This is a genomic window from Haloferax sp. DFSO52 (assembly GCF_048158745.1).
Classification (GTDB): Archaea; Halobacteriota; Halobacteria; order Halobacteriales; family Haloferacaceae; genus Haloferax.
This window is the reverse complement of sequence record NZ_JBLOPB010000001.1, coordinates 728,425-750,597: the sequence shown is the minus strand read 5'-3', so window position 1 is coordinate 750,597 and position 22,173 is coordinate 728,425. Positions and strand designations below refer to the sequence as shown.

Genomic DNA, 22,173 nt, shown 5'->3' with positions numbered 1-22,173 from the left:
TGACAGCTACGCCTCTGGAATCTCCCCGTATCGGTCCGTGTACTTCACTTTCAGGCGATTACTGGACGACCGCAACTGTTCGACCTCTGCGTCGTCTTCGAGTGCTGGATTCACGTCTACGACGTCGTCAGCGAGTCGTTCTGCAGCGAAGACGACACCACGAACGAGGTCCTTGAGGTCAACCTCTACAGCCTCTTCGTCCGAGGTTCGGAAGGAGACAGTCTCGTCGGCTATCGGGTCGATGTAGAGGTGGTGGGTCGTGTCGAGATAGTGGAGGTCGACCTCGTCCCCGTCCATCACGGTGGCGACGGCATCACAGAGCCGCCGCAGATGGAGGACGACGAAATCGCTCACGTAGTACTCCGACGGACTCCCGTCGAGGTACGTACCGTCTACGACGTACCGGATGCCGGTATCGGCGTACACGTCACCGCGTTCGAGTATCTCTTCAAACCGAGCGTCGAGTTCGATGTCGATGTTCATGGAAACGAGAGCCGAACCGGTCACGCACTGCGTTTGAACTGTATCTCGTCGGCGGCGCGCCGTCCCGACCGAATCGCACCGTCCATGTGACCGTACCAGCGTGTCGCCGTCTCTGCGCCAGCCCAGTGGATTCGGCCAACAGGTTCTCGAATCGCGTCCCAACAGGCCGTCATCGTTCCAGGTGTGGGGTAGCCGTGGTACGCACCCCGTGAGTACGGGTCAGACGGCCACGACTGGTCGAGATAGTCGATGGGTGTGTCGAATCGGTCGTCGTCGAACAGCGAGACCAACTGGTCGATGACCGCCACACGGCGCTCGTCAGTTGATTTGTCTGCCCACTCGCGTGCGTTACTGCCACAGATGAACCCAACCAAGCGACCAGTCTCACCGTCTGGATGCCCGTCGTCGAAGAAGTAATTCACTGGTCCAACGTCATCTTCGACCAATCCAGAAAAGCCGCTGTCGCGCCAGAACGGGTCGACGTAGCGGACGTGACATTTGACGACTGTCCCGTTCGGCATCCGCTGCATGAGTTCGTCACGGGCGGCTGGGAGCGCGGGCTCGTAGTCGATTCTGCCGGCGAGCGTCGGCGGCACCGCGACGACGACGTAGCTGGCAGTATACGTTCGCTCGGGTGTCTGAACACGCACGCTGTCGTCGTCCTGTTCGATACGGGTGACTGGGTGTCCACAGTGGACGGCGTCTCCGAGTTCGTCGGCGACCGACTGGGCGATTGACTGAACGTCGACGACGACATCCGTGTGCGAATCTTCCTCCTCGTCGAGTCCGGCGACCATGTGGAATCCGCCGGCGGTTCGGGCGTAATAGCAGAAGAAGAGAAACGAGATGTCCGATGGGTCAGCCGTGTAGATGCCCGGAATCATGCGCTCGAATGCCGCCTGTGCCTCGGGTGTTTCGAACTGCTGGTCGATCCACGTCTGGAGCGTCATCGCGTCCCATTCGTCTGCATGCGGGGCGTTCTGTGGCCGCGCTCCGGGAATCTGCTTGATGCACCGCGCTATCTCCTCGAACGCCGCCAGCAGTTCGGAACCGCTCTCTCCGGGGAGCGCTCGAAGCGCGTCCATGTACGTCGGTTCGACGTACCGCTGACCTGCGACGCGACTGACGACAGCGCCGTCGTCGTACTGTGGTCGCGTGTCGATGTCGAAGGCGTCGATGAGCGACAGCACGTGCTCCTGGTCGGCACCGACCCACTGCCCGCCGTACTCGACGACGTCGCCGTAGTCGGTGTGAGCCGTGTAACTCTTTCCACCGACTCGGTCACGCGCTTCGACGACGACGGCGTCGATGCCGGCGTTCCGAAGTGACCGCCCAGCGGAGAGGCCAGCGAGGCCCCCACCGACGACGACGACATCGTGAATCGTTGTCATGGAACTCGGTTTGCGAAGGGGGTACAAAAATTCGTGGTCAGTCGGTGTCACAGCAGGCGAACCGAAACGTGATTGCAGTGGGGTACTCAGTCGGCCTGCGGCGTCCGAACCGTCAAGATGGGAACTGGCGACGTCCGAAGGAGTTTCTCTGCGACGTTGCCGAGGAGATAGCGGTCGAACCCTGTTCTGCCCTGCGTTCCGAGGACGACCAGGTCGGCGTCGTGTTCGTCGATTGCAGCCATGATGGCCCGGTGGACTGAGGTGTCGAGTTCGACGGACCCCGTCACAGCGTCGACACCGGCCTCGCGGGCGAGTTCGACGGCGTCGTCGACCACGTCGTGGGCCTTCTGTTCGATGAGGTTGACTTCGATATCTGCGGTGATATCCGCGCCGAGCAACGTGGTGTCGACGACGGACAACACACGGAGGGCGGCGGCGTCGATTGCAGCGATGTCCGCGCCCAGCGTGAGTGCAGCAGTCGCACTCTCACTCCCGTCTGTTGGAACGAGGACCGTGGTGTAGGGGCCAGCCAGTTCGTCGGCCGCGGAGGGTCGGATGGTAAGGACGGGAGCGTCGGAGAGTCGAACGACACGTTCTGTCGTACTGCCGAGGAGCAACCGTCGGAGCCCCCGTCGCCCGTGTGTCGGCATGGCGATAAGCGAGATATCGTGGGTGGTGGCGTAGTCGAGAATCTCGAGATACGGTTCGCCGTTGACGACTGCTGAAACTGCGTCAACGCCCGCGTTCTCTGCACGCGTCACAGCATCCTGCAGGAGTGTCTCGACATCGTCGGCTCTGGGACGGCGTTTCGGTTGGGACGGGGCAACGTGGACGATGTGGAGTGTCGCATCGTGTCTGCTTGCGAGGTGGCAGACGTGGTCGAAGACCACGTTGGTGTCACTGCTGCGGTCCGTCGGGAAGAGAATCGATTCGAGCATCCCTACAGATACGCGACGAGCCGAGAAATAGACACGTCGTGGGTCAACGTCACCCGTGAGGCTCACCGACGGTGATGGTTTGTCCACTTGGGAAGCGCACGTCGGTAGAGCCCGACACCAATCACGCCGAGCGCAATCCCACCGATGCCGAGCGCACCGGCCGCCAACAGCGAGAGTGGTGCAAGGGCGAACCCAACGACGAGAATCGGGACGAGGGCGACACTCATCGCGACACCAAACACCACGAACAGGGCGGTATCGAAGAGGAACTCGTTCGGCGAAAGGCCGGTGAGATAGACGGTAACGCCGAAGATGTAACAGGAGACGCCCACGAGCAAGACAGCTCCAACGAGTGCGTCTCGGACGGGTGCGCCTCGCCAGAGGAGTGCAACCCCATAGAAGAACGTCCCCACGAGGGGGCCGAGGAGCAGAAACGCACGGAATTTCGCGTGGAAGATTGCAGGCACGTCAAGTGGCTGTGAGAGATACGAATCGACGTCATCGAACTGCGTGAGCCAGTTATACGTGGTGAACCCTGTGAGTCCGAGAATCGCACCGAACGAGACGCCCACCGACGGCGACACGCCGGTGATTTGTCCGGCGAGGTCGATGAGCGAGCCAGAGACTCCGAGGAGAATCGCTGCCGAGAAGAGTACCTTCCCGAACCCACCGGAACTCCGGTGGATGTCGAGCAGTGTCTTCGTCGCCAGTGGGTCTCGAATCCGACGCTGCCACTGACGGAACGTCGAACGAGCCGTTCGAGCGTCTCGCCGGGTGTTCACATCGTAGGTGACCGTACCGAACACGAAGACCACGCCAATGAGACCGAGTGCACCACCGACTCGGACGGGAGTTGGCGAGAGAAACACACCATACGGGGTGAACGCGATCACTGGAAGGTTCCCAAGCCACGCAACCCAACTCAACACGACTAGGACGGCGAGAGCGACGAATCCGGACATACCCCTGTTGGTGAGGCCGACGCCCCCGATAGTCAGTCCGATGCCGAGCACGAACATCCCAGTCAGGGTCCCCCAGAGAAGTGGGATGGTCGCAACGAGTGAGCCAGCAGAGCCGGCACTTCCTCCAAGTAACGCGGGCGTGACACCGAGCGCAATTGGGAGCAAGAAGAGACACGCGTAGTAGACGACATCCTTGACGACGAAGACCGCGAGTAACCGGGTTTGTGAGAGCGGGAGCGTCCGAGCAGAGAACAGCAACAACGTCAGGTCGCCCAGAAGATTCCGGAGCGCGTCACGGCCGATGAAACCAATCGAACCGGTTTGAATCCCAAAGACGAGTGCAAGCGCATGGAGTCCGGCGAAGACAGTGCTGAATTCTGTCCCAGTCCGCACGAGCAACTCAACGGTGCCCGCAACGAGTAGTGCAATCAGGACTGGAAAGACGGAAAAACGGCGACCGCTGAACAGGTGGCTATGGAGTCGCCACTCTTCGCGGAGCATTTCGACGAACACCCGACGCGTTCGGCCGTCAGTCATAGAGACGCTGCCCCAGGCTCCACATCGGTGTCGAGTCGGTCGAGGAAGAAGTCCAACAGCCGTTCATCTGGGCCGAGCTCCGATGGAACCACGTCTGCAACGAGCGACCCATCATAGACGATTCCGACGCGAGAACACAGTTCGGCCGCTACGTCTACGTTGTGCGTCGAAATCAGAATCGTGTTGCCGGCAGCTCGATACTCAACGAGGAATCGTTTGATTCGTTCTTGCATGATTGGGTCGAGATTCGCCAGTGGTTCGTCGATAACGACGATATCCGGGTTGTGGAGAAACGTCCCGGCAATCATCACCTTCTGCTGTTGACCGCGCGAGAGATCGGTCGACAGCGTGTCGAGTTTCTCGACGAAGTTCAATCGCTCCGCCCACTCCTGGGTCTGGTCGTCCACCCGTTCGGACGAGAGATTTCGAATCGCGCCGATGAAGTCGAAGTACTCTCGTGGGGTCATGAAACTCGGCGGTGACTCTTTTTCTGGGAGGATTCCCACGCGTTCGCGGACCGCCGTTGGGTGCGCGACGGGGTCGATACCAAGGACTGAGACGCGACCACTGTCAGGAACGATTTGTCCAGTGAGTATCTCCATCGTCGTCGTCTTCCCGGCCCCGTTGGGGCCAAGGAGACCGAAGAGCTCACCCTCCGCAACGGTGAGCGACAGCCCACTCAGGGCAGTTACGTCGCCATAGGATTTCTGGAGGGATTCGATTTCGAGTGCAGGCATTACGGTGGTGAACGAACGCCCGTAGTGTAAATTGACAGCCTTCTCACAACGAAATTCACGACTGTGTCAGGAGGATTCGGACACGACCAACCCAGTCACCCAGTCCACGAGACTTCTCGGGACAACTGCGGTATGTCGAACTTCGAGATATTCTACTCTCAGACAAAATTTATCAAATTTTATACTATATTGTAGCGTATATTCTACTCTTGGGAGGTTACGCTCATGCGTGGGACGGCAAAAGAAGTAACGAGAACCCTCAATCGTCGTGCACTTATTCTCCAATCGCTCCTCGACGATCCAAAGACGAAACGAGAACTTGTCGACGAAGTTGGGATCTCTCGTTCGACCATCGACCGGGGGGTTCGTGAGTTAGAAAATCTTGGCTTGATCGAGTACGAGACTGGGAACTATCGTCTTACCCAAGTTGGTCAGTTCCTCGGTCGGTCGTTCCTCGAGTTCTACGACGTGGTCGACGTCACAACGAGAGTCGCACCATTTTTAGCGTGGATGGACCCCGAGTGGTTCGACGTCGACCTCTGTTCGTTACGAGATGCTCGAATTTTTATTGCTGACGCGGACAACTCATTTGGGCCATGGGATAGCCACGCAGAATCGGTCCGGTCGACCCGGTCGTATCGCGGGCTCCTTCCATCGGTCGGGCGCGAGCCGATGGAAATCAAGTACCAAAGCATCCTGGAAAATGACGCCGAACACGAGGTTATCGTGGGCCCGGATGTCGCAGCACTACTGTACTCGGAGCCACTCGTCGACGTGTTCGATGAGATGCTAGCAACCGGACGCGTCACCGTATCCGTGTACCCTGAATCGATTCCCTATTATCTGGGTATCTTCGACGACGACGTGGTGCAAGTCGGAAGCTGTGACCACTTCGGGTTGCCCTACGCGCTCTTAGAGAGTACGAACCCAGACGTAGTGGAGTGGGCTGAACGAAAAATTAGCTCGTACAAGGACAACGCAGTGGATATCTCGGTATTCTAGGTTCCACGTCTCGGGCACCACAGTCAACTGACAGCTGGGCGGGGTTTGGTTTCGAGGTCCCACGAAATCACTGTCTGCCTGTTTTTCTGGCACCAACATCGAACCACTCGACGATGTGGAATATCGAGTCTAGCTGAGGTAACCGGCAGCGGTAAATAGGACTACCGTATACCGGTGATTTTCCCGTTCCGTGAGGTGATTTGCCATGCGCGTCTATCTGTAGTTGGTGAGGGGGTCATGCAAACCGAAGAACGAGCGTTCAGTACCGAGCAGAGAGTCGGCCGTCGAACGCTCTTAAAACAGCTCTCTGGAGCGTCGATCGCATCCGCGATTGTGGTCACAGCAGGGTGTACTGGAAGTGCACAAGAACCGAAACCTGCACTCGAAATCACGAGCGCAACGGGGCGAGTGACCTCATTTGGCAACGTTATCGTCACTGCTCGAGTGGCGAATAAAGGAGACAAAGACGGGTCTGCTGACCTGTGGGTGGAGGTGACGATTCAGAATGGGAACAGCTACGCTGCCCACAGAGGCATCATGGTGCGCGCTGGTGAAACGCAGACGTACGAAGTCCCAATCGACCTCCCGATTGCAGGCTCAGTTGGCTTAGCAGCATCTGGGCAGAACGTCTCGCTCGATGCCTGGCTCGAAAACCGGTCAGCGTAGGAGACCCAGGAGAAGGAGTGAGTCAACATGACAACCGTCGAGTTATTTTGGGAGGGCCGAGGTGAGCACAGCTGTGAGTCCGTGACTTGCGAACTGACACACGATTTCGAACACAGAGGGCAGACCTGATGACGGGAGTGATACCGCTTTTCATCGAGATGGCGCCGCTTATCATCATCGCAATCGGACTTCTGTATGCGTATTTCGGTGTCGTCGTTCACTATCTCTTTCTCTTCATTTCGGGGTTCGTAGCCGGTGGATTCGTTGGATTCGTGCTCGGGTACGGGAGTTCAGAGTCGGTCCTGAGTGGCATTGTGGGATTCCTTCTCGCTGGCTTCATTGGGGGCGTCCTATTTTTGATTCTGCAAGCAGTGCTCGTGTTAGCAATCGGGTACGCACTCGGCCACGCTCTCGGCCTCCTCCTCGGACTCGAACCGAGTGTCCAGATTTTCTTCGGGATGATTGGTGCGTTCATCTCGTGGCGCGCGTTCGTCCTCGTATTAGCGATGAGTACCGCCGCATTCGGTGGGTTCCTCGTTGCGTCTGGCTCCACCGTCTGGAACGTTGTCGGAACTGGTGGGGTTGGGTCGCTCTCGCTCACGTATCTGTCTGTTCCCACGCTTGCGTTCATATTCGTCACAGGCACGATTTTCCAGCTGTATCTCTATCTGGAAGGGAGCTTCATGGATATGCGAGAAGATGGGCAGTCAGTAACCCGGGGCAAGGCGTATTCTCAGGTTGGACGCCGGTCTAGGAGCATACTCATGTGGACTGTTGCGACGATTGCCGTGATGGTCGTCGGAGGAGCCGTTGGGGTCATGTTGGCTGGCCACTCTGATGGTGTCTTTTTGGGTCTGATAGTGGGGATACCAGCGTGGCTGTACCAGTATTATCACGAAGGTAAAACCGAGGCTTCGGAGGCAACTGCGATTCGGTCATCGGCCCGTGACTGAAATAGTGGGTGTTCCCTTGTTTTCATGTCAAATCAGATGAGAGAACTGACATCAAGAAATCAGACCTGATAATTCAAAAGTTGCTGTCAAGAAAGCGATTAATGTGGTGCGCTTTTCTCATTTCTAAACACACAAAGAAATCAATTTTGATATTCCTCCGCTATACTTATCTTAAGAAATCTGGTACAAGAATTCGTGTTCAGTCAAGACGACCCCTTGACTGATACTGTTGTGGTGGACGGTCCATCACGACCGAGGCGCCCGGTTGCCTCAGCATCTATCCAAGTTACATGACGCACACAACCTCAACAGCAGACGGGGACACAGAACAAACTCATCGTCCTCTCCAGCCAGTTACTGCCGATACAATCTCACGCCGAATCGCCACACATGGGCTTGTTGCCCTCATTTTCCTCAGTCTCATCGCAGTCGAACCTGCACTGGCACAAGAGAGTATTGTCTGCCAGGCAGACCGACTCCCGTCGATGATTTCGGGCTTCTTCCAACTGACAACCGGCATTGGAATTGTTGGGTTGGTCGTCGTCTGGCAGGCGAATTCACTGACGGAAATGTTTACGCTGAGTCCAGATCAGCGCGAGAAGATCAAGCGACACAAGCGAACCGCACTCAAGTCGACCGTGACGTTACTCTTGCTTGGTCCACTCTATACAGTGGCTGGCGGTGCAATGGGGCTCCCCCTTGCGAGCTGTGTTGATCTCGTTCCGGTGTAGGTCGCGGGCGTGACCCATCACCCGTACCGCACTGGTGTCGGCCTCATTGTACTCTGTGCTGTCTGTCTGATGGCCGGTACAACAGGAGCAACAGCACCAGCAAATGCAACTTCGCCGTCACCACAGTCGAACGCGACGTTGTGGTCTGATGACGCAGATACCTGCATGTCTGCAGGCGCATACATCGAACACTACGATGTCACTGCGGTTCCATCGACTGCTGAACTGCTCGCAACCTGTACGGATGTCACGTCCGATGTTCCCCCCTCGACCGAGCAAGAAAATGCGATACTCATCGAGGCCATCGAACCCGGAGATGAGACGACGTCTGTGGCTCCAAAGACAGCGACAACGAAATCAAGCGGCCGGATCCGTGATGCGCATGCATCGATTGTTGCAGTCTCGCCATCGACGCGTGTGCATCGATCTGAGTCGAGCACAGTCCACTATGCTCGTCCAAACGGGACTGTGTATGGGTTCGTCGACTATCGTCTCGATACGACGACCGTCAAACACGAGAATACGACGATAACGTGGCACGTGATCTCGCACGGTGTTGAATCAGTTACACTCACGAGCAGGGATGGGGTTGTTGACCAGACGACCCGAACGCAGACGCCGCAATTCACCTATCACAACCACTCCCTTGGGCGGGCGCAGTTTGAGTTGCAGGCCACGGTTCGGGCACGACTCGTAAAGACCGTCACGACCACGACGAACAATACAACACACACAACCAGCGACGTATTTACGGATAATCTCACGGTCAGTGAGTCACTCCCAGTCCACATCACAACGCCCGCGGCGACTGCCACGGTCGTCGCATATCCAGACGATAATCACGAAGTACTCCTCACTGGTCTCAGTCCGTGGAGTACCTACACCGTTGATGATCATCAGGGCCTGCAGGCCCAGAACGTCTGGCAGTTCTACACGGCCGGCGATCCAATGTGGGAAACCCTCGCTGTTCGGTCGGCAACATCAACAGAATACGTGCGCACACGACACCGGCCACTTGTGGTTCATGCCGTTCCGACGGCCAACCGCCCATACGTCGATGAGCGATGGGGCCCACTTTCGGTTCAAGACGTTGCTGGTCAGTTGATTGCGGCACCGCCAGTAGTCGATTCCAACGTCACTGTTTCGCCGACGAACTACCGGCGACCGGAACGTCTCCGACTGCGGCACCCTGATAGCTCCGCAGTAACTCTCACTGGTGTCGTTGCAGGGCCCTCAAGAACGCTCACGCTTCCCGACCAGCCGCCTATTGCCCACCGGCCAGCACTATCGATCACGATTGTGTCTCAGTCGGTGACTGAAGCGACACTCCGTGTCACCCTTCGGGGCAACACGACTGGAAAGCCACTCGACATGGGGGCAAACGCATCGAACGACAGTGCGGGTGAACTCACCGTTGGTGGCACACCTCTCACACTCAATTCGTCCGGGAGTGCGACGACCGTCGTCACCAAGCCCGGTGTGTATGAAGCCGTTTTCACACCAGCAGCGTGGGTGCCTGGACAACAGGCGTACACCTCGGCTACCGCAACGGTTGCATGGCATCCACTCACTACCGCGGCCGGACTGACAGCAGCAAGTTGGGACGCCGTTCAGTTTCTGATTCCTGTTGGAGTTGTTCTCTTTGCTGTCCGTCAGCTTGGCAACTACCTCTCATGATTGTACAACTCACTCACCACCCATCCCACACGAAGAAGAACCGGCCGACGAACAGGTGTCACCAACGATGCCTCGACACGAACACCCACTTCTGGAGCTACAATGGCTAAAAACTCACTTTCAGACCTCGGGAGTGAGTGGTTCAGTGATATCCTAGCCGTCGTCACTGGATGGTTCCAACAGGGCATCGAAACAGGGTACACCCAACTAACCGCAGCAACATTCGGAACGCCGACGCCGACGACCGACAGCGCCCTCGGTGTTGGGACGCCCGTAAACGAGCCCTGGGTTTCGCTGCATCAGACACTCGTTGGTGGGGAGACAACGTTTCTCGCGCTGTTGGTGCTGGTAATTGCTGTCCAAGCGAGAACCACCATTCGCGTCTTCAACGTCGGAAGTCCGTTGACTGCCAGAGCAACCAAACGCTCCGCATGGATTGGCGCTGCGTTCATCGTCTTGTGGTACTGGATCGCCGCGACATCGCTCACACTCGTCAATGGCCTCACGATTGCACTCCTCCCGCCAGTCGATACTGTAGGCACGCTCATCGACGACTTGCTCGTCGTCACGATTGCAAATCCGATTCTCGCCTTCGGATTGGGATTCATCGGCGCACTTGGCATGTGGGTCTTACACGCGCTGTTCATCATTCGCGACCTGCTCATCTACGGCTACGTGTACGCCATGCCGTTTGGGCTCGCTGTCGCGTATGCAAACATTCCCATTGCCTCTGGACTTGCGTCGTCGCTGTGTCGTCGCTTTATCCCACTGCTCGTATTTCCGCTCCCAGTCGCACTCCTCTTTGGTGCATATGAACTCGTCCTCACGTCAGCGCTCGATGTGGGGCTACTCCCGACTGCTGCGTTTGCACGCTACCTGGTTGCTGTTTCACTGCCTGTCCTCTCGGTGTTCATCGTCTGGCGACTCTTCACCGATGTCGCGCCAAAGACGACTCGCGTTGTCCGCCGGGGTGCCGGTGTTGCAGCGACCGTTGGCACTGTCGTTGGCGCTGGTGCAGTTGGTGGCCCAGCGGGTGCGACGACTGTTGCAAAAGTTGGGGCCCGAAGCGCAGCCATCCGCACTGTCGAAACACGGCTGGGTGGTGCTGATTCAAACGCCAATCAATCTACGACGAGCCACGACAACATCGCCTCGGATGCCCACGGTCAGCGTGGCATTCCCTCGTACCGTCGAACTGAGAACGACCCTGGATACTACTGATGTCACGCGAAACACCTGCAGAACGACGACTCATGAAAACGCTCGGTGAAGAGGCTCGCATTCCCGTCCTCAACATCGATGAAGGAGACCTCTACCCGATTATTGGCTTCCCCATTGTGGGAATCTTCATTGCGGGAATGGTCGGCATTGACTCGCTATTGTGGCCACTCGGCCTCGGTGGCCTCGTTGTTGGCTTGTTGACGGTCTATGCAACCCCCTCACATCGAACCACGACTGCGTGGCTGTCAGACCTTTCACGGTATTATCTCAGCCGCCCATCGACGACGAGTGCATTCGTCTTTGGTTCGACCACGCTAGGGGAGAGTTCCGCATCACACGTCGGAGATTACAATCCGTTCACCCCCGCTGAACAAACGCAGGACCTCACACACGTCGCACACGCGTGGCCCGGTGCTGGTGCACTCGAACGCACCGATGGCACGATGATCGGGATGGTGGAACTTCTTCCATCGAATATGGACTTCGCAATGTCCGGCGATTGGGCACAGCGACAGGCCATCGCTGAAACCTTTGCCAACAACGAACTCGACTTCCCGTTGACGCTCTACGCGACGACGCGACCGTTTCCCGTTGACCGTCTTGTCGAGCGTATCGACGACCGACTGACCGACGAAGACGTCAAACAAAATGCTGCGTTTGAGCGCCTTCTGACAGAATATCGCGAGACGCGGCCCGAAGAGATGGCAGGGACACAAGAGATTCGCTACTATCTGGGTGTCGAAGTCTCCCCGTTCGAAGTGTATCACGAGAGCTCTGAAGAGCAAACGCCGCTTGAGCGACTCACCCAGATTCCACTTCTTGGGCTCGTTATCACGCCCTTCGTCACTCGACGTGAGCGACTCACTGAAGCCGAGGTTCGCGCTCGATTGTTCGATGCGGTCGAAGCGCGCTGTCGAACGCTCGAAACAGAATTTATCGGCAAGCAACAGGGATGGGCAGCTCGTCGACTCCCAACGACTGAGCAGTTCCTGCTGTCAGTCGAGTTCTGGAACGGAGCCGTCCATGAGTACGGGACTCCAGATGAGAGCATTCGGTCTGAGCCAGTGCTTCGACGCACCGCTCGGGAGGATATCGATGCATAACCTGGCTGCGTTGCAGGGAGTCTCGGCGTCCACAGCTGTCCCGCTCGAACAGGTGATTCTCGGTGTCGCACTTGCGTTCCTTGGTGGTGGAATCCTTGTCAGCCTCTGGGTGCGCATGTCCACCCCAGACGAGTCGTTCGATCCTGCTGCCGTGTTCGATTCTTCGACACTAGACGCTGCACCTGCCGAGACACCAATCCTCGAAGCGATCGATTCGGTCCATGCAGAGACTGTCGCACCAGCAGCTATCGAGTGGGACACACGCACCGCTCGCGTCGGTGAGCAATGGACGACGACGCTGTATCTCGCGTCCTATCCAGATTATCCTAAAGACGGCTATCTGAACGAGTTGTTCAACCTCACCGATATCGAGTTCGACTGCACGGTTCGGCTCCACCCAAAGAATCAGACTCGCGCTCGTGACGAACTCCAGACGCTCGCAGACAATCTCCAAGTGGATGCAAAGCTCGAACAGACTGTCCGTGGGTCGTATCTGCAGACACGTGCTGACGAAGCGACTGCGACCTATACTGCGGTCGAAGAAGGCCAGCATGTCTTCTCACAGGCGACGTTTCTGACGGTCCGCGCAGAGACACGCGATGACCTCCGCACTGCCGTTCGAACGGTCAAACGACGGCTCCGAGACCACCCGGCGAATCTCACACCCAAGACAGCAATCTGTGCTCAAGACCGAGGACTCCAAGCAGCATCACCACTTGGTCCGAACCCGTTTGACCAAGATGTCGTCGCACTCGGTGGGGCCGTAGGTGCGTTACTCGCCTCACCGCACAATCCGACGATTCTCGAGCCGGATGGTGTCGAAGTCGGGATTCACCGACACAACGATAGCCCAGTGGTAGTCGATGCGTTCGCTCGTGAGAACGGCTATGCGATGTTCACTGTTGGTGACCCTGGCTCTGGCAAGTCATTCGGTGCAAAGCAGAACTTCATCCGCTCGATTTCGAATTCGAAAGATCGGATTGGAATCATCCTCGAACCGCTCAATAACTGGACTGGCGTCGCGGAGGCACTCAACGGTCACCGGATTACAGTCGGTGGGAATATGGGGTTGAACCCGCTCGAAATCAAGCCGATTCCAGAGCGCGTCCAGCAGACGCTTGGTGAGGACGCAAGCCCGTTCAACGAGAAGATTGACAGCGTCCTGAGCTTCCTCACCAACTTCTTCTCGCTTCGAGATATCCATCTCGGTGATCGCCGGACAACTCTCGAACTCGCGATTACTGAAGCCTACCGTCGAAAGGGGATTACTGACGATGTCGACACCCACAGTAAAGACAGCCCAACGATGCGAGACGTACTCGACATCTTGACGTCGATGTCTGAGTCACCTGCTGAGTTTGTGGTCCGAACAGTCGTCGAAACGGAGAAACTCGAATCTGATGCTGCATGGCTCATCGACCAACTTCGACCATTCGCTGAAGGTGGTCGGTATGAGAATCTCGGCCGCCAGACAGAGTTCGCGATTCGTGATGAGAACGTCATCTATCTCGACCTCGGCCAGCAGGAAGGAACCGTCGGTGGGAGTACGAGTCTGCTCATGCAGTTGCTCATCTCAGTTGTCTACGAACGTGCCAAAGAGACGGACAAAGAGGTCGTCTTCGTCATCGACGAAGCTCGCTACATCATGCAGGACACAGAGAGCCTGTCGTTCCTCGAGACGGTCTTCCGGCATCACCGACACCACGACCTCTCGATTCGACTCGTCACCCAGACCGTCGACGAATTCTTCCAGCATGCGGAGTCCGAAGCGATTCTCGACCAGTGTGCCATCAAGCAGTTCCACCATCTCGACGGCATGGACGAACACTGGGCGAACGAGTTTGGATTGAATCACGCTCAGATGCGGTTCGTGCAGGATGCCGTTCCTGGGTCAGATCGATTGGGCTACTCACAGGCGCTCGTTGGCCTCGATGGTGACTGGCGCGGCATCGAAGTCCGAGCGATGCCCTACGAGAAGGAGGTAATCGACTTTGATCCGAGCGTCAAGGACAAAAGCCCATTAATTGATACACACGGCACAGAATAGCTACCAATCTCAAGATAGGGGCACAGTCTCGTTACCGCCCCTTCGGTCATCGTTCATCATTTCATCCTGCACGCGGGGCTGCGGAGTCGTTTGTGTACTATGAAACCCTCTGAAGAGGATACAAGCAGCGTGCTGAATACAGGGCGTCTCAAGTACGTTCATTCATGCCCGTTCGAGGCCCCTCTGCAGCGAATCGTTCGGATACAGATTAGTACAGCAAGGTCCAGGTCGAGTATCCCTCCGAACGGTCAGTGCTCAGATTGGCGTCCTGCGAAAACGTTCCAGCGTGCGTCCAATTTAGATCGTCGACCCAAACGTGTGAGTCGATCGTCCCTGGGATGTGTTTTGCTCGGACGTACCGGACGTAGCCTTCGATGTTATCCTTGGTCCACAAGTCGTCTCCGTGGATGCGGAATTTGCACTTGAGGTGTCCCTGGATATCATCTGGGAACTCGACACCATCTGTCGGAAATCCGACTCCGGCCCCATAGACTACATAGTCGCTTTCGATAGGGAATAGTCCCCTGAACGTCCAGTAATAAAAGCTGGAGTCGCCCCGGTCGAGCCGGGTTGTGTGACCTGGTTCCACGGTCAGGAGGATAATCCGGTCATCGTCTCGGATGATCTCAACGGTCACTCGCGAGTCCGTTCCCCTGTACCACTCAGTGTCCGCGGTTGTGATTTCCCACCCAATTTCACTGATGTAGTCGCTGTATGACGAAGAATATGGTTCTCCAGACATAGTTTCTCCACAACTAGTTGGTTGTCTGTCAGCATAACCGTATTGTACGCTGTCAAGAGTCGGCCTGCAACCCGTAGTGAGACTTTAACACGAGCCCTGAACTCTATCGCTGGTACTGCGTGTGAATTCCCACTGCGAACCCTCGTAATCTCGTTTCAATTTTGTTGCACAGGAGGTGACTCAGAGTACGACATCTGTATCCCGTTATCTCAAGAGGGGTTCAGCAGAACGGAGATTGCATATCACAGTGAGCAACTAGAGGTATATCACGAGCAGTCTACTAATCTGGTATGTCTGCGTCTCTCCGGACGGTTGTTGTCATCGTCCTCGTCGTCTTCGCGGGGTGTACAGGTGGTGGGTCACCCGATACGGGTGCGTCCCCTGGTCAATCAACGGCTGCAACACCAACTACGACCACGTCGGTCAACGGAACGCTCGAAGTCCACTTCATCAACGTTGGCCAGTCTGTGAGTACGCTCCTCATCGCGCCAAATGGAGAGACGATGCTCATCGACTCCGGTGACTTTCGCGACGATGGTGAACACGTCCTCGCATATCTGCAGGCGCACGATATCCAACGACTCGATTATCTCATTACCTCACATGCTGACGCTGACCACATCGGTGGGAACGCAGCGATTATCGAGTACTTCGAAACAGAAGCGAATGGCATCGGAGCAATCTACGACCCCGGGATCGCATCAACCTCCCAGACCTACGCAGCATATCTCGATGCAGTCGAAGAACACGACGTCCCCCTGTACCGAACACAGGCGGGTGACCAGATTTCGATGGGACAAGTGACGTCAACGGTCTTGGCTCCCCCTGAGGGGTACCTCGCGAATGAAGACCGTAACGAGAATAGTATCGTTCTCATGACGCAGTACGGGGCGACTCGGTTCTTGTTCACAGGTGATGCGGAAGACGAGGCTGAAGATTATTTGGTTGAGACGTATGGCTCAGCCCTTCGAACAACGGTCCTGAAAACGGGCCACCACGGCTCCAAAGGCAGTACGAGTGAGGCGTTCCTTCAGGCGACCCAGCCGAAGGTTGCAGTTGTTTCGAGCGCCTACGACTCACAGTACGGCCATCCGAACGAGGAGACACTCACTCGGTTGGCCGCACAGTCGATACCGACGTACTGGACCGCAACTCACGGCACGATTGTCTTCACGAGTGACGGTGAGCGCGTGACGATTAGTACACAACAGGACGCACCAACCGGTCCACTGAGTCTCCGTGACGGAACTGCAATCGAACCAGGAACCGGACCTGACGTATCCCTCCGTACTGAGATTATGGCCAACGGCGATGTCACGCAACTCACGCCGATTGCGACAGATGGTGGGGCGACGTTGGCACTTGCAGAGGTCCACGCTGACGCTGTAGGGTCTGATACAGAGAACCTGAATGACGAATACATCGTCCTCCAAAACACAGGAAGCGACTCGCTCGACCTCTCTGGGTGGACAGTCTCTGATGGCTCGGGGCGAACCTACACCATCCCAGATGGGACGATGCTCGATGCAGGTGCGACCGTAACCCTCCACAGTGGTACTGGCACCGACACGACAACAGACCTCTACTGGGGCTCGGGCTCAGCGATCTGGAACAACGACGGAGATACTGTCACAGTACTGAATACTACGGGTGACGTCGTACTTGAGGAGGAGTATTCATGATTCCAGACGGGACGTACACGGCGACAGTCGACCGCTTCGAAGACGACCTTGCAGTCTTACTCATCGAGGAGAACGGCCAGGATATCGACCAACTCGTCGTTGATCGCTCGGAATTGCCGTGGCGTGCGAGAAAGCAGAACGCCGTTCTGACAGTGACGGTCGCTGAGGGTGAGTACGAGAACGGGACATACGAGCCCGAAGAAACGGACGCGCGAACGAACGCCGCTCAGTCACGGTTTGACCGACTTTCGCGTCGGCCACCACCAGACGATGATTCGTGACAGCAGCTTCGCCGTCGTTTACACCGTCTCTCGTAGCTCGTAATACCTCGCTCGGAGTGTTGGGATTGTCACGTCTGCAACCGTCGCACATTCTGCTTGTGTTCGACCAGCGTTGAGCTCTTTCCCGGCGAGATACACACACGCCGCTGCAACCCCTGCAGGATTTCGACCGTTCGTAATACCCACATCGTCAGCGAGTTCTGCAAGTTCGTAGGCTCGTGCGTGCACACCAGATGAGACATCGCAATCCGATGCAAGCCGTGGGATATGAGTCCGTGCCGTCACTGTCTGTGTTTCGATACCCAATTCGCTGTTGAGCACACGGTATCCTGTTTGAACCTGACTCACAGTACATCGGGCAACCTCTGCGATTTCATGTTGCCGACGTGGAAGGCCACGTGCTCGACACGTCGCATACAGGCTTCCAGCTGCCATCATCTCGAGCGAGCGTCCTCTGATAAGGTCGTGCTGTTGCGCCTGTCTGTAGAGTTGGCTTGCTTCTTCGACCACACTCCGTGGAAGGTCCATGGCGCATCCCATTCGTGAAATCTCCTGGAGTGCGTGGGCAAGGTTTCGCTCTGCTTTCGACCCATAGCGGGCTCGACGGTGTTCACGCCGAAGCCGATGGAGTTGCCACTGTTTTCTCGAGGAGACACGATTCCCGTTCGCATCCCTATTAAAGCCAATTTCAGCAGAGATACCCCGGTCGTGTCGAGCGGGTGTGAGTGGACTCCCAGTTCGTCGTGTAGTTGCTGGGTTGTCGTCGAACACTCGCGGCCCGTGGGTGTGGTCGAAGTAGTACTGGTCGACGATGAGTCCGCACACTCCGCAGCTGGTTTCGCCACCATCTGTTTCGAGGCTTCCGTCGCATTCAGGGCAGTCAGTTGCATCAATTGTGTTCCCGCACGATTCGTCGAACGTTCGGTCGTAGATTTCTCTCAGGGACATGCGTTCTGTGTGACGTGGGGCGCTTCATCGGCACCCCCGCACCCCTGTGGGGGGAAATAAAACTGCAGTCGGTCGGTTCTTTCTGAGTCGAACTTACTCGTCGCTCAGCCTGTTCGTTGGACACGCTGTATCGAACGCATCCTTGGACGTGTGTTCCGCTCCACACTCCGTACACCGCCAGAATCGACGTCTGTCTTTGTCGAACGCCGCGAGATCTGTGAGTGAATCAGTTGTCGATGCTCGCCATTCAGTGATGACGACGAGTTCATGCCCCTGTTCTGTCCGCTCGACGATGCTCCCGACTCGTTGGGTTGTGTCTGTGCTCATTCGAAATCAGCGAGGCACTGCCACCCCGCACCCGTTCAGGGGGCGATAAACTCTCTCGGGGCTGGTCTTCTCGACCCCCCGAATTCAAGACCGAAGAACCGTCTGAGTAGAGAGTTCATATCCAACAAACATGTGGAAATAAAACCAAGCTGGAAATTCACACGAGATTATTTATTACGATGACTCCATTGTGAGTCAATGCCAGTGAATGCGGGATGGGGTGAACTACTAGTCGGGGCGTATCACAAACGAATCAATGGCTGTGAGGTTGTCAGCTATAACAACCGGTCAGAGGAGCCCGGTAATCAGATGGAAGCCGATGTCATTGCCATAGACAACAACCGAGAGACTGGTGAGCAGAGCGTCTTCGTCTGTGAAGTCGTCACTCACATGAAGGGGAACATGTATTCGGGATCGCCAGACGAAGGTTGGTGGACTGAATACTCGAACACTAAGGCATACCAGTACTCGTTACAGAAACTCTGGAAGAAGTTCCACGAGGACTACCGGTACGCCAATGATACGTTTCCAAATGCTGATAGGCATTCATACCAACTCTGGGCACCGGTTGTATCTGGCTGGGAGAAAGGTGGAGACTTGATCAGAGGACTCGAAGCACTCGAAGAGAAATTCGAGGAAGAAACAGGAGAAGATCTGGAACTTATAATCAATCAAGACTACACGGCACGAATCCGCGAACTCCAAGAAGAAGCTAAGGGCGATCTCAGTGATCACGGGGCACCAGCATTCCGATTCCTCCAGATTCTGGAGAACTTAAAGGAGTGATTAGCTAATCACCAGAGCCTTCCATTAGCGTAGCGAGCTACTTGTCTCGTTTCTCGCTCACACGTTGCGAAGCGGCCACTCGGCATCGGAAGGATTCGCGTTCGGATCTCAAACAGCACACGTCGAATGTGTTTGCACTCGACACCGCGTTTCCGGTGGTCTGGACACGAGCACGTTCCTGCTCCAATGTCGATGTCGTACGTCTGTCCACTTGATGAATCAACTTCGTAAACAGGACCAATCTCACCAAACCGAACGTCCATCTCTTCGGTGAGTCATCGATAGAGTAACCACCGTCACTGAGGAGCGTCTGGCCGTCGACGACTGGGCACGATTCGTGGAACTCTGTTCTGCGAGTCCGCTCTTGGCCACACTTCCGGCAGCGCCAGAAACGCGTGCGGTAGCCATCGAGGTCAGAGAGTTCGATATCGTATTCAGTCGGTTCGCTTCCGGGTATCCATTCGGTGATGCGAACGAGGTCGTGGCCGTGGTCTGAAGCGGTCGTTGATACGTGTCGCTCGTGGTCGTTTGAGGCAGTCATGAGGCTTTCTGAGAGGTACACGTGCGTGCCCCCGCACCCCTGTGGGGGGTGAGAAAATAACTGAGCGATAGTCAACGAATAATCCGCCGTCAAGGACGAATTTCTCTCACGCGTGGGTTGTCAGCCTCCGGTGTGCGATGTACGCGTGGCACTGCAGTTAGTCCACAGACTCACAGATACAAACGCCACCCTCTCTGATTTGGTTTGTGACGAACTCGTGAACGCTTTGAGCCAGAGTATACATCGTCTCTGCTTGCCGTTTCGTTGGCCGTCGACCGCCGTAGTAACTATCTGTCCGGTTAGTATCGTACAGATCCCGCAGTTCGCGTGTCGTTGTCTCAGAGAGAAGTCCGAGTTCAGTTGCTCGATCGTAACAGGTTGTGTGGTCGTAGAAATCATCCAGGCCATCGCCACCTTCCGCTAACGCAAACGCTTCGACTGACCGCTCAGTCGCACCGAAGCACAACTCAATCGTGGCCATGTAGAATCCTTGCTCCGATATCTGCCCGACGGCGGCGAGCAACTTACAGGCCTTCGTCAACTGCGTTTTCCAATCTGCCTCGTGGTCGATTCCGTCCTCACGTGTGGGGACACCGAATCCTTCCTCGTTGAAGGCATCAGTGGCAGCTGAAAGTGCCTCTGTGATGGCTGTCGGGTCAGATGACCTACTCATCGAGACCACCATGGAATACCATCTTCCGCACCGTTTCGAACTTCTCTGTGTCGTGGACGACGAGTCCACCACTCAGTATCTCTCGGAGTTCGTCGGTGTAGTTCGGAACAGCAGGGAGAGACTCCACGTCAATATCGTATGCGTATCGGCCGGTTGCGAATTGTTGATCTTCAAGGTCCTGCCTGACGCGATTTGCAGTTCGTTGATTCGCCATCCGGTCTGCTTCGACGAGGACCCACAGGTCGATGTCACTTCGCCGGTCGGCGTCACCTCTTGCGACACTGCCGTAGAGGACAACACCGAGGACTCCCTCGAGTTGTCCTACCAACTCGTCGACTGCTGTCCGAACGGGTGTATGGTATTCTGCCTGCGGAATCTGTAGAACTGGATCGTCACCCCGGGACAGTCTGTCCGAGTTGATCTGCACCAGTCGAGTATTGCCTTTCCGACGTTCGGTTACAAGATCGTTTGCCGTCAGGACGTCAATGGCCTTGGAGATGCTTGGTTGAGAGTAGTCTACAGCAACGGTTAGCTCTGTGATAGAGAACTCGTCGGTGTGATATCTGCACAAAAAAGAAAGTACCTCGTGAACCGCCTGACTCTTGAAGAGATTGACGTCCCTCGCAGGGATATCGAGGAGTATTTTCGCTCCCCCACCAGCGTCTGTATTCGAGTCACTTTCCATAGCAAAGTAACTCTTTCTCCATCCACTTATAGTTTATATCTAAAACGGTATTCTATTTATATATGTAGAGCACGGAGTTTCATTGCCCCCAGCTGAATTTATAGCGACTCCGAAGTAATCGAAGTGAGTATCGACTGCGCAACCGACCGAATCCGATTGAGTCGCTCCAGAACTGCATTTGCATCCTCTCCATTCCATGCCGCCAGGTAGAATGCTGAGTTACTCACATCGAGACCAAAGTTCCGCCCAACGAGGTACGCAACTGCCTCCGCTTCGACCTCTCGCTTTGCTTGTTCTGGGAGATTCAATCGGTCTGCATGGAGCAACCCGTGAGCGAGCTCATGAACCAGTGTTGTTGCAACATCCGCATCGTTCGACCGCTGAAGAACCTCGATGTTCGGTCGGCCATCCGTGGGAAACTCACAGACACCACGCGCAGACCCGTGGCGCCACTCCGAAGGTGAGACAAGGCTGACATCGAGAGCAAGTGATTCTGCAGCCGAACACAATGCCTCGACGAGACCATCTGCATCGCCATGGGCTTCTGTCTCCAGTTCTGGAAGCGGCTCACCCTCCGTCTGCGAGATGTCGAACACAGGAACGGGTTTAAAGCTGAGCAGCTGGGTCGTCCACTCTTCGTACGGGACGCCATCGCTCCCACAGGCATCGTCGTGTCTTGATTTCGTTTCGCCGCAGACTGGGCACGTCTTCGCCGTGATGGGTGCCCAGATCCAGATTGCTGACTCGCCCTTTGTAACCTGTCTGTCGAACTCATCTTGCCACATTCTGTAACCGGCCACACGTGTCGCGTTCGGACATTGGAACGCGATGAGCAGGCTGTTTCGAGCGGAGTAGTCGTGGAAGCGACTCTGGACGTCGAGCCATTCTCTGAACGCTTCGCTGTCTCGTGCACGGTTCGTGTCTTCGAGGAGGTCTTCTAACCACTCCTCGACGGCAAGGTGCATCTCGTCGCCACGGGTAGTTCGGTCACTGAACGATGCCTCTCTGTGGGTTGGTTCTGTCGTTGCCATCTGAATTCAGCGGGGAATGAGAGCGCCCC

Annotated in this window: 22 protein-coding genes; 11 read left to right on the top strand and 11 right to left on the bottom strand. The window is 56.3% G+C overall.

Annotated features, from left to right (window positions below):
• Positions 1–6: 6 nt before the first annotated feature.
• The 5 genes from ACK3SC_RS03845 to ACK3SC_RS03825 all read right to left on the bottom strand — a co-directional run bounded on the left by ACK3SC_RS03845 (position 7) and on the right by ACK3SC_RS03825 (position 5,048).
• Entirely contained in the window at positions 7–483 is a 477-nt protein-coding gene (locus tag ACK3SC_RS03845) for a hypothetical protein (RefSeq protein WP_416838797.1), read from the bottom strand.
• 20 nt (positions 484–503) lie between these two features.
• Positions 504–1,874 (bottom strand): flavin monoamine oxidase family protein, encoded by a 1,371-nt coding sequence (locus ACK3SC_RS03840; RefSeq protein ID WP_416838795.1) that lies wholly within the window; start codon positions 1,872–1,874, stop codon positions 504–506.
• 86 nt (positions 1,875–1,960) lie between these two features.
• Positions 1,961–2,812, bottom strand: coding sequence for a universal stress protein (locus ACK3SC_RS03835; protein ID WP_416838793.1), 852 nt, complete (start codon positions 2,810–2,812; stop codon positions 1,961–1,963).
• A 62-nt stretch (positions 2,813–2,874) separates the two neighbouring features.
• Entirely contained in the window at positions 2,875–4,311 is a 1,437-nt protein-coding gene (locus ACK3SC_RS03830; RefSeq protein ID WP_416838792.1) for a hypothetical protein, read from the bottom strand.
• A complete protein-coding gene (locus ACK3SC_RS03825) occupies positions 4,308–5,048 on the bottom strand; it encodes an ABC transporter ATP-binding protein (RefSeq protein WP_416838791.1) in 741 nt (246 codons plus the stop codon). Before ACK3SC_RS03825 ends, ACK3SC_RS03830 begins: the two co-directional genes overlap by 4 nt.
• 225 nt (positions 5,049–5,273) lie before the next feature.
• On the opposite strand from ACK3SC_RS03825, the gene ACK3SC_RS03820 reads away from it, so the two are divergent.
• The 8 genes from ACK3SC_RS03820 (at position 5,274) to ACK3SC_RS03785 (ending at position 14,448) form a co-directional block, all read left to right on the top strand.
• The gene (locus ACK3SC_RS03820) at positions 5,274–6,050 is read left to right on the top strand and encodes a helix-turn-helix transcriptional regulator (protein WP_416838790.1); all 777 of its coding nucleotides are present in this window, start codon (positions 5,274–5,276) and stop codon (positions 6,048–6,050) included.
• 237 nt (positions 6,051–6,287) lie between these two features.
• Complete coding sequence (locus ACK3SC_RS03815; RefSeq protein WP_416838789.1) at positions 6,288–6,716, top strand: hypothetical protein; 429 nt, start codon at positions 6,288–6,290, stop codon at positions 6,714–6,716.
• A gap of 128 nt (positions 6,717–6,844) precedes the next feature.
• Positions 6,845–7,669, top strand: coding sequence for a hypothetical protein (locus ACK3SC_RS03810; RefSeq protein WP_416838788.1), 825 nt, complete (start codon positions 6,845–6,847; stop codon positions 7,667–7,669).
• Between the two features lie 290 nt (positions 7,670–7,959).
• Complete coding sequence (locus ACK3SC_RS03805) at positions 7,960–8,400, top strand: hypothetical protein (RefSeq protein ID WP_416838787.1); 441 nt, start codon at positions 7,960–7,962, stop codon at positions 8,398–8,400.
• Between the two features lie 165 nt (positions 8,401–8,565).
• The gene (locus ACK3SC_RS03800) at positions 8,566–10,077 is read left to right on the top strand and encodes a hypothetical protein (protein ID WP_416838786.1); all 1,512 of its coding nucleotides are present in this window, start codon (positions 8,566–8,568) and stop codon (positions 10,075–10,077) included.
• Positions 10,078–10,179: 102 nt separating this feature from the next.
• Entirely contained in the window at positions 10,180–11,298 is a 1,119-nt protein-coding gene (locus ACK3SC_RS03795; RefSeq protein WP_416838785.1) for a hypothetical protein, read from the top strand.
• Complete coding sequence (locus ACK3SC_RS03790; protein WP_416838784.1) at positions 11,298–12,401, top strand: hypothetical protein; 1,104 nt, start codon at positions 11,298–11,300, stop codon at positions 12,399–12,401. The genes ACK3SC_RS03795 and ACK3SC_RS03790 overlap by 1 nt, the downstream gene beginning before the upstream one ends.
• Before the next feature lie 115 nt (positions 12,402–12,516).
• The gene (locus ACK3SC_RS03785) at positions 12,517–14,448 is read left to right on the top strand and encodes a VirB4 family type IV secretion system protein (protein ID WP_416839934.1); all 1,932 of its coding nucleotides are present in this window, start codon (positions 12,517–12,519) and stop codon (positions 14,446–14,448) included.
• A gap of 208 nt (positions 14,449–14,656) precedes the next feature.
• Here the strand turns inward: ACK3SC_RS03785 and ACK3SC_RS03780 are convergent, their stop codons facing one another.
• Positions 14,657–15,190, bottom strand: coding sequence for a hypothetical protein (locus ACK3SC_RS03780; RefSeq protein WP_416838783.1), 534 nt, complete (start codon positions 15,188–15,190; stop codon positions 14,657–14,659).
• 290 nt (positions 15,191–15,480) lie between these two features.
• On the opposite strand from ACK3SC_RS03780, the gene ACK3SC_RS03775 reads away from it, so the two are divergent.
• Positions 15,481–16,872: a lamin tail domain-containing protein gene (locus tag ACK3SC_RS03775; RefSeq protein WP_416838782.1), complete on the top strand. Its 1,392-nt coding sequence runs from the start codon at positions 15,481–15,483 to the stop codon at positions 16,870–16,872.
• Positions 16,869–17,153: a DUF3006 domain-containing protein gene (locus ACK3SC_RS03770; RefSeq protein WP_416838781.1), complete on the top strand. Its 285-nt coding sequence runs from the start codon at positions 16,869–16,871 to the stop codon at positions 17,151–17,153. The genes ACK3SC_RS03775 and ACK3SC_RS03770 overlap by 4 nt, the downstream gene beginning before the upstream one ends.
• A gap of 18 nt (positions 17,154–17,171) precedes the next feature.
• On the opposite strand, the gene ACK3SC_RS03765 is transcribed toward ACK3SC_RS03770, so the two are convergent.
• Both ACK3SC_RS03765 and ACK3SC_RS03760 read right to left on the bottom strand, forming a co-directional pair.
• Positions 17,172–18,101, bottom strand: coding sequence for a transcription initiation factor IIB (locus ACK3SC_RS03765; protein ID WP_416838780.1), 930 nt, complete (start codon positions 18,099–18,101; stop codon positions 17,172–17,174).
• 93 nt (positions 18,102–18,194) lie between these two features.
• The gene (locus ACK3SC_RS03760) at positions 18,195–18,428 is read right to left on the bottom strand and encodes a hypothetical protein (protein ID WP_416838779.1); all 234 of its coding nucleotides are present in this window, start codon (positions 18,426–18,428) and stop codon (positions 18,195–18,197) included.
• 198 nt (positions 18,429–18,626) lie between these two features.
• On the opposite strand from ACK3SC_RS03760, the gene ACK3SC_RS03755 reads away from it, so the two are divergent.
• The gene (locus tag ACK3SC_RS03755; RefSeq protein WP_416838778.1) at positions 18,627–19,214 is read left to right on the top strand and encodes a hypothetical protein; all 588 of its coding nucleotides are present in this window, start codon (positions 18,627–18,629) and stop codon (positions 19,212–19,214) included.
• A 698-nt stretch (positions 19,215–19,912) separates the two neighbouring features.
• Here ACK3SC_RS03755 and ACK3SC_RS03750 read toward each other — a convergent pair.
• The 3 genes from ACK3SC_RS03750 to ACK3SC_RS03740 form a co-directional block, all read right to left on the bottom strand.
• On the bottom strand, positions 19,913–20,428 hold the full coding sequence (locus ACK3SC_RS03750; RefSeq protein WP_416838777.1) for a DNA-binding protein: 516 nt from the start codon (positions 20,426–20,428) through the stop codon (positions 19,913–19,915).
• Complete coding sequence (locus ACK3SC_RS03745; RefSeq protein ID WP_416838776.1) at positions 20,421–21,113, bottom strand: nucleotidyltransferase domain-containing protein; 693 nt, start codon at positions 21,111–21,113, stop codon at positions 20,421–20,423. Before ACK3SC_RS03745 ends, ACK3SC_RS03750 begins: the two co-directional genes overlap by 8 nt.
• Before the next feature lie 98 nt (positions 21,114–21,211).
• Positions 21,212–22,144 carry a DUF955 domain-containing protein gene (locus ACK3SC_RS03740; protein ID WP_416838775.1) on the bottom strand — a complete coding sequence of 311 codons (933 nt, stop codon included), beginning with the start codon at positions 22,142–22,144 and terminating at the stop codon, positions 21,212–21,214.
• Positions 22,145–22,173: the final 29 nt, after the last annotated feature.